The 11,236-nt window shown below is 68.6% G+C and carries 8 protein-coding genes and 1 pseudogene; all 9 read right to left on the bottom strand.

What is annotated here, in order from left to right:
- Positions 1-29: 29 nt before the first annotated feature.
- The 9 genes and pseudogenes from SGFS_RS25530 to SGFS_RS25490 all read right to left on the bottom strand — a co-directional run bounded on the left by SGFS_RS25530 (position 30) and on the right by SGFS_RS25490 (position 11,228).
- The gene (locus tag SGFS_RS25530; protein ID WP_286253728.1) at positions 30-452 is read right to left on the bottom strand and encodes a hypothetical protein; all 423 of its coding nucleotides are present in this window, start codon (positions 450-452) and stop codon (positions 30-32) included.
- Between the two features lie 79 nt (positions 453-531).
- Complete coding sequence (locus tag SGFS_RS25525) at positions 532-996, bottom strand: hypothetical protein (RefSeq protein ID WP_286253726.1); 465 nt, start codon at positions 994-996, stop codon at positions 532-534.
- Between the two features lie 1,105 nt (positions 997-2,101).
- A pseudogene (locus SGFS_RS25520) lies at positions 2,102-2,833 on the bottom strand (SDR family NAD(P)-dependent oxidoreductase).
- A 91-nt stretch (positions 2,834-2,924) separates the two neighbouring features.
- Positions 2,925-3,758, bottom strand: coding sequence for a siderophore-interacting protein (locus tag SGFS_RS25515; RefSeq protein WP_286253725.1), 834 nt, complete (start codon positions 3,756-3,758; stop codon positions 2,925-2,927).
- Between the two features lie 23 nt (positions 3,759-3,781).
- Positions 3,782-3,976: a TetR/AcrR family transcriptional regulator C-terminal ligand-binding domain-containing protein gene (locus SGFS_RS25510; RefSeq protein ID WP_286253723.1), complete on the bottom strand. Its 195-nt coding sequence runs from the start codon at positions 3,974-3,976 to the stop codon at positions 3,782-3,784.
- Between the two features lie 268 nt (positions 3,977-4,244).
- Positions 4,245-7,436 carry an RICIN domain-containing protein gene (locus tag SGFS_RS25505; RefSeq protein ID WP_286253721.1) on the bottom strand — a complete coding sequence of 1,064 codons (3,192 nt, stop codon included), beginning with the start codon at positions 7,434-7,436 and terminating at the stop codon, positions 4,245-4,247.
- Positions 7,437-7,520: 84 nt separating this feature from the next.
- Entirely contained in the window at positions 7,521-9,296 is a 1,776-nt protein-coding gene (locus SGFS_RS25500) for an amylo-alpha-1,6-glucosidase (RefSeq protein ID WP_286253720.1), read from the bottom strand.
- A 109-nt stretch (positions 9,297-9,405) separates the two neighbouring features.
- Positions 9,406-10,248 carry a carbohydrate ABC transporter permease gene (locus SGFS_RS25495; RefSeq protein WP_286253718.1) on the bottom strand — a complete coding sequence of 281 codons (843 nt, stop codon included), beginning with the start codon at positions 10,246-10,248 and terminating at the stop codon, positions 9,406-9,408.
- A complete protein-coding gene (locus tag SGFS_RS25490) occupies positions 10,245-11,228 on the bottom strand; it encodes a carbohydrate ABC transporter permease (protein ID WP_286253717.1) in 984 nt (327 codons plus the stop codon). The genes SGFS_RS25495 and SGFS_RS25490 overlap by 4 nt, the downstream gene beginning before the upstream one ends.
- Positions 11,229-11,236 lie beyond the last annotated feature (8 nt).

Here is an 11,236-nt window from a genome sequence, read left to right as displayed (position 1 = left end):
GTCCGGAGCCTTCGTCACTCTGACCGGGTTTATTCCAACGAGGGTGATAGCCCGGAGTCCTCTGATGCGTCCGTGGCGCCGCGGAGGTCTGCCAGGATCCGCCGGATGTCCGCGGCCAACGTCGCGGGTGTGACGACCCTGCCGGCTCGAACGGACAGAGCCCCCGGAGCATCAGGCGGATCAGCCTCCACCAGGTACCCCACTTCCGTCAGAATGCCGAACAAGGCCGCGTGGAGATGACGCCGGGCGGCTTCCTGTGCGCGGTCTGCCGGACCCATGGGCCAGCCCCGTAGCTGTTCGTCGGCGGCGGCGCGGCGCAGACTGCGGGAGACGAACCACTCCACGCCGACCGACTCGCCGCGATCGGTCACCACGACGCCATGGGCGCGGTAGCGGTCGTCGTTGTCCGCCTCGGGTAGCCCGGCCGCCGCCAGAAGCGTCCGGATCTCCAACCGCAGCGGTCCGCGGCCTGGCGGCTGGAGCCGATGCTGAGCACTTGTCACGAGGCATACTCCTTGGTTGGGAGAATAGTCATTCGACGAGAGTGATGATGCCGTCAGGAATCCAGCCTTCGATATATCCACGGAGGAACGGGCCGAGCTCGCGCGGGTGTACATCGAATTTCTCGTCCTCGACATTCGACAACGGATGCCAGGCGTAATCGACGGTCGTGACAACACGTGCGCGGGCACGAAGACTGAACGATCGCATTTTGCTGCGACGGACTACAAAGATGCGTGTCGATTCATCCAGCCTGTCTCGCGCCGGTAGCGGGTTGTAACGTCCGACAACCGGAGTACGTGCTAGGAACCAGTGCGAGAAGAGTGAGTCCAGAACATGAATGACAGAGAACGGTGACGGCAGGAGGCGGATTACGCGGGAAGCGACAGGCCGCCACGAGGGGTCACCGTGAACCCTGCACAGCAGTACACGCTCTTCGCGATCAATCACAGCCAGGGCGGTGTGCAGCGACTTATTTCGGAATGCGGTCCTCATGCCCCTGAGCATCGACCGGAACCAGCGCATACGCCCTCGCTGAGCCGGAAAGGAATGAAGCCGAGAAAACGAAGCCATTCATTGAAGTGGGGCGCTTGCAACGACGGCGCCTGGCAGCTGATGCTGCAACGTTGGACGGTGCGACCGAGGACGCGCCCTGACCTGCAGCGATCAGCTGAGCGTTTCCGAATCGACGGGTGTGCGTTCCGGAGCGATCTCCTGGCCAGCCGCTGACCTGCGGCGACGGAGTTTTCTACAAGCCCCACGAAGGCGGGGGCTTGTGGAAACCTTGCTGAAAATCCAGGCGTCGGATTTTCGACGAGGAGCACAAGCCCGCTGGTCAGACGTGGTGCGACGCTATCCGCAGGGTCACCCGAGCGAACAGCGCGACGTACCAACGACCGACCAAGGACAGCCTAGCGGATGCGCGCAAGCGAGAGTCCTCTGTATAGGAGTAGGCGAGTGGAGCGGCACGCGAGACCACATCTGACTGACTGAGTGCCGTTGGACCGTTCTGCTCTCTACGTACGTTTGAGCTGACGGTGCTGTTCACGAGGCCGGGTGGGTCCGGGGTTCGTATCGCGGGCACGGCCCCTGACCGGGCCCTCGCATGTGCATGACGGTGCCTGCCCTGACCGATGCCCGCCCTGACCGGGCCCCTCACATGTGCACGACGGGTGCGGCGTCGGTGTCGGTGGCCGGTACGCCGTGCCGGTGGAGGACGGCGGTGGTGATCAGATGGAGTGGTTGTGCCAAGCGTGCCGTCGGAGGTTTGGCACATGACGAGGCCCCAGGTGAAGTGGTGCGGAGTGAGGGGCAGTTCGGTGTCGAGGGGCGGGACGGCTGCGTTGATGAAGCTCGCGATCGAGGGTGATGACGGTCACCGCCCGGTCGGCGCGGGGCGGCATGGAAGCAATGGCGACGCTTTCTCGGAGACGGGCTGTCATGGGCCTGCTGAGGAGCCGAGCCGAGCGCCGAGCCGTGTCGAGCCGTGCCGTGCCGAGCCGTGCCGTGCCGAGCCGTGCCGAGTCGAGCCATCAGGATGCCTGCCGGGGACGTCAGGGGTGAAGACCCCGGTTCGGGGCGTGGAGTTGGTGACGGGGGATCAGAGGGTCTTGATCATGCCGCCGTCGATGACGTACTCGGCGCCGAGGATGTTGCCGGCGAGGTCGGAGAAGAGGAACGCGATCAGGGCCGCGACTTCGTCGGGTTCGTTGACGCGACCGCTGGTGATGTTGAGGGCCTGTGGCATCTGCTGGAGGAGCTCTGCTTGCTGGTCGATCATGGAGGTGCGGGTCACCCCGGGGGTGACGGTGTTGACGCGCACACCCTGGGGGCCGAACTCTTCGGCCAGGGACTTCCCGAGTGAGGTCAGGGCCGCCTTGGCCGCACCGTAGGGGGCTGGGCCTGCGCCGGGCTGGCGGGCCACGACGGACGAGATGTTGACGATCGCGCCGCGGCGTTCGATCAGGCTGGGCAGTGCGGCCCGGGTGGCGCGGACGGTGCTGAGCAGGTTGAGGTCGAGGAAGCGGGCCCACTGGGTGTCATCGGTCTCGAGGAACCCGGGGACGGCTTCTCCGCCTCCGACGTTTTCACCAGCAGGTCGATGCCGCCCAGTTCCGTGAGGGCGCTGTCCAACAAGGCGGTGACGCCTTCGGCGGTGCTCAGGTCCGCCGAGACCGTGAGCGCCCCGGTTTCCTTCAGTTCGGGCGTGATGGTGCGGGCGGCACCCATGACGCGGACGCCCTCGGGCGATCAGCGTGCGGACGTTGGCCAGTCCGATGCCGCGGCCGGCGCCGGTGACCACTGCCGTCTTGGAGGTGAGATGGAGGTTCACGATGCTCCCTGTCTTGCACTGCCGTACAGACATGGGCGAGGAAGAGTTGCTCGCGGTGGCACGCCGGAGGCGCGAATCGGGGTGGTATCTCTCAGCCGGGGCTGCTCTTGCCGTGCCTCCAGTAGCCGAGGAAGGAGACGTCGGACTTCGGGACGTCCTGTTCCTTGACGAGGTGGCGTCGCAGGCCGGTGGGAAGGCCGCTCTCGCCTGCCACCCAGCAGTAGACGCGTCGGCCCGGGGGGAGCTTCCAGGACGATGTGACCGTCCGCAGGGCCAGTTGTCCCGGGACGGCGGTGTGGTCGTCGCGGGGCAGCCAGTGGACGGTGACTCCGGCGGGTGCCGCGACCGGTCGGATGTCCTCGCCGGTCGGCGCTTCCAGGTAGGCGTCGCCGGTCAGATCGGGTGGTGACTGTTCCAGGATGGACAGGAGGGCCGGTACGGCGCTCTCGTCGCCGACGAGCAGGTGGGACTGGGCGGTCGGCGTGGGGAGGTAGCCGATTCCTTCGGGGAACAGCCCGACCGGGTCTCCGGGGCGGGCGTGGGACGCGAACGCCGATGCGGGGCCCGCGCCGCCGTGGTCTCCGTGGTCTCCGTGGTGGCCGTGCACGACGAACTCGATGTCCATTTCGCGCGCTTCGGGGCGGAACGCGCGCACGGTGTAGAGGCGGACCCAGGGGCGGACGGCCGGCCGCATGAGCATGAACTGGGCCAGCCAGCCGTTGTGGGAGGCGGTCGCCATGGCGAGTTCCCGCTGGCCGTCGCGGCGGAAGAACAGCCGGCAGGCCTGGTCGAAACCCATGGGGTCGAAGTCCGCCAGGTCGTGGCCCTGGATCGTGAGGGTGATGAAGCTCGGGCTGGTCCGTTCGGTGCGGGTGACCTCGGCGCGGAGCATCCTCCGCCGGGTCGGTGACTTGTGTCGGGGCATGGTGGAGCTCCCGGTGGTGTGGGTCAGGCGGGGTGCGCGAAGGCGGGGAGGAGGACTTCGTCCGTCAGGCGTTCGAGGAACCCCTCGGTGACCGGGACGTCCGCCACGAGAATCCGATTGATCAGCACGCCCTGCGCCAGCTCGCTGAGCCAGGACGGGTCCGCGTCGGAGCGCAGCTCACCGCGGCCCTGTGCCGGTCGATGACCCGAGGCGGGCATGCGGCTCCTGGAGCGCTGATCCGGCCCGCCCGCCTCCGGCACGGCACGCCCACGAGGGGAACGTTCCGACGAGGTGGCCGCCATCGACCATCGACGCCCTCGGCACCGGGAAACGAAGTCGCCCTTGTCCTCACCCCCTTGAGGGCGCCGGACCCCGGTATGCACGCGAAGAGGGCCACGACCGGGTGTCGTGGCCCTCTCACGGGGTCTGAGGGGGAGCCCTGCCTCTGCCGGCGTGGCCGGGAGACTCAGCGGGAACCGCCGCTGGTCACGCCTTGCCGAGCAGTCGCCAGATCTGGTTCTTCTTGGTGGTCAGGGCGCTTGCCGCATCGCATGGCCATTGGTGGACGAGGGCGCCGACTGCCGTGGAGATTTCCTTGACGTCGACGCACTTGCCGCTGTTCACGGCGACGAGCTGGTAGTCGTGGCTGTTGCCGAGCGCGGTCACCGGGTTCAGCGTGAACCGCTGGTTGGTGCCCCCGTGGCAGGTCCACTGCTGGACGGCGGCCCCGTTGGCGGTGGAGTAGGCGGAGATGTCGAGGCATTTGCCGCTGGAGTGGTTGACGACGGTGTAGGTGTTCGTGGCGCCGCTGACGGGGTGGAAGTCGAAGATCTGCTCCTGGCCGTTTCCGCAGGTGTCCTGCTGGTACTGGGTACCGTCGGCGGTGGACTTGGCGGGGTCTTCGAGGCAGAGCCCGCTGTGCTGGGCGACGGCCGTGGACGAGAAGCCGGACGAGGCGCCGATGTGCAGGTTCTGGGGCGCGAAGGAGACCTCGTCGAGGTGGGGCGCGGAGCTGGAGCGCATGGGCTGTCCGATGTCGCTGCCGCCGCCGGAGTAGACCAGGCCGATGGTGGTGCCGTCGTAGTTGTAGAGCTGTGAGGCGGTGAACTTGACGGTGTTGGCGCCCTTGGTGAGGGTCACGGGGACGGTGTAGTCGTTGAACTGGTTCCAGTGCAGGGTGCTGGCGAAGTTGACGCGCTTGGCGGCACCGCCGTTGACGCTGACGTCGGCGTGCTCGGCGTACAGGTCGGGGTTGTAGTGGTTGGAGGGCAGTTCCTCGGCGTTGGCGTACCGCATGGTCATGGCGTACGTGCCGGCCTCGGGCGCGTCGACGTCGAGGGTGAGGGAGTTGGCGGTTCCGTTGCCGATGCCGGTGACGACGCCGCCGTTGGCCTGGCTGTAGGTGGTGTCGGCGGCCGCGGTGCCGGCGAGGGTGCCGTCCTCGGCCTGGTAGGTGACGACGTTGCCGGTGGTGACGGCGTCGGTGGCGCTGAACGGAGTGACGGCCAGGCGGTCCAGGGCGAGGGTGCCGCCCGTGCCGGTCACCTTGACCTTGTTGATGCCGCTGTTCAGGTGGACCCGGTTGGTGGAGGTGGACCAGGCACCGGTCGTCGCGCCGGAGAGGGTCTGGTCGTCGGCGGTCTTGCCGTTGACGGTGAGGTCGGCCTGGCCCGTGTTGCGGTAGCGGGCCGTCAGGTCCGCGTAGCCGTCCCGCTCGGAGTAGACCCAGAACGTCGCGGACTTGCCGGAGGTGAGGTTCACCGCGCCCGCGCCGGACTGGCTCTGGGCGGTGTAGGTGGTGGTGCCGTTGTCGGAGAGGTTGGCCTGCTCGGCCTCGTAGAGCGTGGTGCCCTGGACGTCGGCGTCCTTGTACCGGAGGTCGATCTTGTCGACGATCGCGTCGCCGACGGTCTTCGCGCCGTTGTCTCCGGTGGTGGCCAGGGTGATGGTGTGGCTGCCCGCGGTGAGGTGCACGGTGGTGTCGTCGTGCCCCCACACCACCCACTGGAAGCCCACCGGTATGTCGATCCTGCGCGAGGGGCCGCCGTCGACCCGCACGTACACGTTCGTCGGGCCCTTGACGTCGGCGTCCTTGGCGTAGCTGTTGCCGAACACCGACAGGTCGTAGTCGCCGGTCGTGGGGACGGAGACGGGGAAGGAGATCACCGTGGTGGAGCCGGTGCGCAGGCCTCCGACGTCCTTGGTGCCGGAGGTGGCGAACTTGTCGAGTCTGCTGGTGGTGCCCTCGGTGTTGATGTTGTAGCCGCTGCCGCTGAGCGTGGCGTTCTCCGCCTCGTACGAGGCGGACCAGGTGCTGTCGGAGGCGGTGGTGGAGCCGCTGCCGCCCGGGGAGACGATCACCTGGTACGCGGACATCGCGTCGAGGGTGACGGGGACGGTGATCGAACCGTCGGAGCCCACGGCGACGTCGGCGTCGGAGAGCCGGGTCGGGGTGGCCGCCGCGCCGATGTAGCCGCTGTAGCGGTCCTGGAAGACGCTGACGTGCACGGTGCTGCCGAAGACCGCGGGGTCGATGTTCTTGATGACGGTGTCGGAGTCACCGCTGGTGCCGCCCCCGGCGAGGATGACGCGGGCCTGCTTCTTGGCCGTGTCCAGACTTGCCACGCCCTGAAGGGTGTACGCGGCGTTGTCGGCGGCGCCGGTGACCTTGGCGGTGTTGCCGCTCATGGAGCTGTACCAGTTGTAGAGCCACCACTGGGCGTTGGGGGTGTTCTGCGCCGCGGCGGAGTCGCCGAGGTTGCCGTTGATGTTCCAGTACGGCAGGTTGCCGTCGACCTTCTTGTCCTCGATGGCTGCGATCCACTGGACCATCTGGCCGGGGTCGGTCAGGTGGTAGCGGTGGGCGTACTCGTTGAGGTTGACGGTTATCGGGGAGGTGATCCCCGCAGCGGTCTCCACCGCGCGGTAGGAGTCGACGGTGCTGCGGACCTCCGCCGGGCTGCCCAGGGTGTGCCAGGTCACGACGTCGGGCAGGCAGTTGTTGGCCTTGCAGTAGGTGAGGAAGCCGCTGAGGGATGAGGAGCTGTAGCCGGCGGTGTTGGGCCCTGCCAGCCGTGCCTCGGGCCAGAGGCCCTTGATGAAGTTGTAGGTCTGGCGCCACTCGGCGTTGAAGTTGGCCAGCGCGGTCGAGTTGGTGCGCATGCCGCTGAACCAGTTCAGGTCGGGCTCGTTGTAGGGGACGAAGACGATGCGGCTCGCGTACGGGCTGGCCTTCGCCTGCTCGACCTGGGTCTTCATGGTCGCTTGGTAGGCCGAGTAGCCGGCGCGTTCGTAGTTGGCGCGGTACACGTCCGTCATATAGATCAGGATGTCTTTGCCGCCACTGTCCACGAAGGGCTTGGCGATCTCCAGCGCGTCCGAGCCGGGGTGCTGCTGTCCGTCCTGGTACTTGGTGTTGGTGGTCTGGAGCCCCATCCCCTCGATGAGGTTGTTGGTCGGTACGTCCGGGCCGTACAGGCCGTACAGCGCGCCGGAGGCACCGCCGTGGAAGGCTCCGGTGGTGGTGCCCAGGTCGACGGTGAGGGTGGGGGTGGCTGCGGAGGCCTGCGTCGCCATCACGGTGGTGGCGCCGGCTATGACGGTGAGTGAGAGCAGCGACGTGGTGATGCCGTGGAGAAGGCGTCTCCTGGCCGAGCGTCTTTGCCCGATTCTTGGCATGTGGTTCTGTCCCTTCAGGGGTACCGCTGGTTGTTGCCGCGCCGGCCCCCGTGCCGGACGTGTGGGTGGGTTGTCGCTCGCGGGTCAGGCGATTGTGGTGACGGCGGTGACAGTGGTGCCGGTCTCGACGTCCGCGCGGCGGTGGTGGTCGCGGGCGAGCAGCAGATAGCTGCTGGCGGTCCAGGTGTAGGCGCGGTCGCGTAGTCCCTGGCCGGTCAGGGCGTCGAAGTTCTCGGCGAAGCCCGAGGTTTCGCACAGGGCGCGGAAACGGGCGCTGATCTCGTCCGCGAGGTGTTCGTGCCCGGCGCGGCGCAGGCCGTCCTCGATGAGGACGGTGGCCGGGGCCCAGATCGGGCCGCGCCAGTAGCCGTCGGGCTCGTAGTGCGGAGAGCCGGGGTGTTCGGTCGCCAGGCCGAACGAGGTGAGGTGGGTCTCGATCCGTTCGGCCAGCCGGTCGTGGACTTCGCGGGGCAGGCGGTCGCCGAGCACGATCGGCATCAGGTCGAGCAGGCTGGCGCTCCGGGAGGGGGCGCCGCCGTGGGCCGGGCGGCTCAGGAACCGTTCGCCGTCCCACAGCTCGTCCAGCAGGGCCGCCTGGATGGCGTCGGCCGTCTCGGTGCGGCGCCGGGCGTCGTCAGGGAAACCCAGTTCGCCGGCCAGCCGGGCCAGTTCGTCGAGCTGGAGGATCAGCGTCGCGGCGAGGTCGGCGGTGACGGCCACGCGGTCGGGGTCGAACGTGGTGGCGTTGTCCCAGCCGCTGTCGTTGCCGTGCTGGTAGTGGGGCAGGGCGGCGCCGGGTGCGCGCCGTGCGGTGAGCCAGAAGTCCGTCCAGCGGGTCAGTCTGTCGTACGCCTCGGTCAGCTGCGCCGGGGTGAGCGGCTCGGGGAGCCGTCGGCGCAGGTGGCCGAAGGCCCAGCCGTGGATGGGCGGTTTGACGAAGTTGTAGAGGACCTCGGAGTGGGTGACGGAGTCGGGCAGGGACCCGGCCTCGTCCTGGTGGTCGAAGGGCAGCGCGAACTGGTCCCAGGCGAGGCCGGGAGCCCCGGGGGCCAGGGCGAGGGCGTTGAAGCAGTGGTCCCAGCTCCACACCTTGTCCATCCAGTGCTTGGACATCAGTACCGCGGGCCGGGTGACCAGACCCGCCGGGAGCACGGTCGCCGACCACACCACATAGGCGGCGAGTTCGGCGGCCGGGGTGGCGGCCGAGCGCCACGGGGCGGCCGTGTCGACGAACTCGCCGAACGACCGCCGCGCGGCCTCCATGACCTCGCCGAACGTCGACGACGAGCGGAAGGGCAGTCGCGCGCTGTCGAGCTCCTCGACCGCGACCTCCCACGAGCCGTCGGCCTCGGCGGTGACCGTGAGACCGCGCTCCCCCGCGCCCAGGGCCTGCGAACCGGACACGTCGGCGACCGTCCCGGACAGCACGGTGATCCGGTAGCGGCGCCCGGTCTCGTAGGAGGTGAACACATGCGCGTCGTCCACCGGGTCGCGGTAGAAGTAGGTCCCACTGAACGGGGTCAGGGCCTGTGCCGCCGCGCTGATACCGAACCCGAGACCGGTGCCGTGTACGCGTACGGTGTCCGGCGACTCGTAGGCGAGGTCGATGCGCCCGTCCGCGGCGGTCCAGCTGAGCAGGCCCGGTGTAGCCCGGACGGAGGTCTCGGCCCGGTCGCCCGTCGCCGCGTCGAGGGGGACGAGGCGCAGGACGGCGTGCATGCCGTTCTGGTGCGAGACGAGGTGGAGGTCCTCGGCGCGTGTCTTCTCCGCCAGCACGGGAGAGATGCCGAACCAGGATCCGTGCGTGCTGAAGGGGATGTCGTGAACGGAGAAGGCCGGGCCGGACGGTGCGGCGGTCATGGAGGCGGCACTCATTTCTTGAGCGGAGGGGGCGGCGTTCTGCCGGGTGGGGCGGCGGTGCTCGCGCGGCGGCTCATGAGGAGCGCGGCCGCAGGCGGGCGGTCCGGTGTCAGTCCTTGACGGCACCGGCGGTCACGCCGGCGGCGACGTACCGCTGGGCGAGGACGAGGATCACCGCGGCCGGCAGTGAGGCCACGACGGCGGTGGCCATGATGGCGTTCCACTGCTGGTTGTTGTTGCCGATGTAGTGGTAGATGCCGAGGGTGATCGGCTCGTGGGCGCCGCCGTTGACCAGGGTGCTGGCGAAGACGAAGTCGGACCAGGACCACAGGAACGCGAACAGGGACACCGTGACGATCGAGTTGCGGCTCATCGGCAAAACGATCGACCAGAAGGTGCGCAGGGGCCCGGCTCCGTCGGTCTTCGCGGCCTGGAGCAGTTCGCCGGGGATACCGGACATGAACGCGGTGAATATGAGTACGGCGAAGGGGACGGCCAGGGTGGAGTCGGCGACGATCAGGCCGGGAACGGACTGCAGCAGGCCGAGGCTGAGATAGATGGCGTAGAAGCCCATCGCCATGATGATGCCGGGGATCATCTGGGCGGCCAGCAGGACGAAGTTGAGGATGCCGCCGCCGCGCGGGCGCAGCTTGGCCAGCGCGTAGCCGGCGGGTGCGGCCAGCGCCACGGTCAGGGCCACGGTGCCCAGGCCGATGACGAGGCTGGTGCCGAGGTAGGGCAACTGCTGGTCGACGACGGCCCGGTAGCCCTCCAGGGTGGCATGGGCGGGGAACAGGTCCGGCGGGCTCTTGCGCATGTCCTGGTCGGGGGTGAAGGACACGTTCAGCATCCAGTAGACCGGGAAGAGCATGACCGCGGTCAGCAGGAGGCCGATCGCCGTTTTCCCCCAGGTACGGCGGCGCCGGTTCAGGACTGTCTGTGCGCTCGTCATGACAGCGCCTGCTTTCGCTGGACTCGGACGTAGACCAGGCCGAAGACCAGGGCGGCGACGACGAGCAGGTTCCCGACGGCCGCGCCGGGGCCGAAGGCGGGCAGCAGGTTGCCGAAGCCGAGCTGGTAGGACCAGGTGGCGAAGGTGGTGGATGAGTCCGCCGGACCGCCCTTGGTCATGATCCAGATGATGTCGAAGACCTTGAGCGTGTAGACCAGGCCCAGCAGCAGGGTGATCGCGGACACCGGACGCAGCAGCGGGAAGGTGATCCGCCAGAAACGCTGCCACGCGTTCGCTCCGTCGAGCGCGGCGGCCTCGTACAGGCTCGCGGGGATGGACTGCAGCCCGCTGTGGAGCACGACCAGGTTGAAGGGGATGCCGATCCAGATGTTCGCGATGATCACCGAGGCCAGCGACCACGACGGCGAGGTCAGCCAGTTCACCGGGCCGATGCCGACGGCGTGCAGGGTGGCGTTGACGATGCCGGAGTCGCTGTTGAGCATCCACGACCAGGTGGAGGCCGACACGATCAGCGGCAGCAGCCAGGGCACCAGGAACAGGGCCCGCAGGGTGGCGGAGAGCCGGAAGTGCTGGTGGAAGAAGACCGCGAGCGCCAGCCCGATCGCGTACTGGAAGACCAGGCACACGGCGGTGAAGACCACGGTGTGGAGCAGGGCCGGGGCGAAGGTCGGGTCGTCGAAGACGGTCCGGTAGTTCGCCAGGCCTGTGAACGGCGCGTCGCCCCGGACGAAGGAGCGGACGGTGTAGTCGCGCAGGCTCAGGTCGATGTTGCGGTAGAGCGGATAGGCGTAGAAGAGGGCGAGGTAGAGGGTCACCGGGGCGAGGAATCCCCAGGCGGCCCACTGCGGGGAGGTGGGACGGCGCCGGGTCGTGGCGCGGGCCCGGGGCGGGGCGGCGGTCGCCGCCCCGTTCCGGTCGAGCACCGGCCGGCGGTCCGGCAACTGTGTCGTGTGCTTCATCGGCTGGC

Source organism: Streptomyces graminofaciens (assembly GCF_030294945.1).
Taxonomy (GTDB): Bacteria; Actinomycetota; Actinomycetes; order Streptomycetales; family Streptomycetaceae; genus Streptomyces; species Streptomyces graminofaciens.
The sequence above is the reverse complement of the archived record's forward strand: the minus strand, read 5'-3'. Positions and strand labels throughout refer to the sequence as shown.

Excerpts from the sequence above, each read along its gene's own strand:
- SGFS_RS25525 (WP_286253726.1), bottom strand. The coding sequence starts at position 996 with ATGAGGACCGCATTCCGAAATAAGTCGCTGCACACCGCCCTGGCTGTG.
- SGFS_RS25515 (WP_286253725.1), bottom strand. The coding sequence starts at position 3,758 with ATGCCCCGACACAAGTCACCGACCCGGCGGAGGATGCTCCGCGCCGAG.
- SGFS_RS25510 (WP_286253723.1), bottom strand. The coding sequence starts at position 3,976 with ATGCCCGCCTCGGGTCATCGACCGGCACAGGGCCGCGGTGAGCTGCGC.
- SGFS_RS25505 (WP_286253721.1), bottom strand. The coding sequence starts at position 7,436 with ATGCCAAGAATCGGGCAAAGACGCTCGGCCAGGAGACGCCTTCTCCAC.
- SGFS_RS25500 (WP_286253720.1), bottom strand. The coding sequence starts at position 9,296 with ATGACCGCCGCACCGTCCGGCCCGGCCTTCTCCGTTCACGACATCCCC.
- SGFS_RS25495 (WP_286253718.1), bottom strand. The coding sequence starts at position 10,248 with ATGACGAGCGCACAGACAGTCCTGAACCGGCGCCGCCGTACCTGGGGG.
- SGFS_RS25490 (WP_286253717.1), bottom strand. The coding sequence starts at position 11,228 with ATGAAGCACACGACACAGTTGCCGGACCGCCGGCCGGTGCTCGACCGG.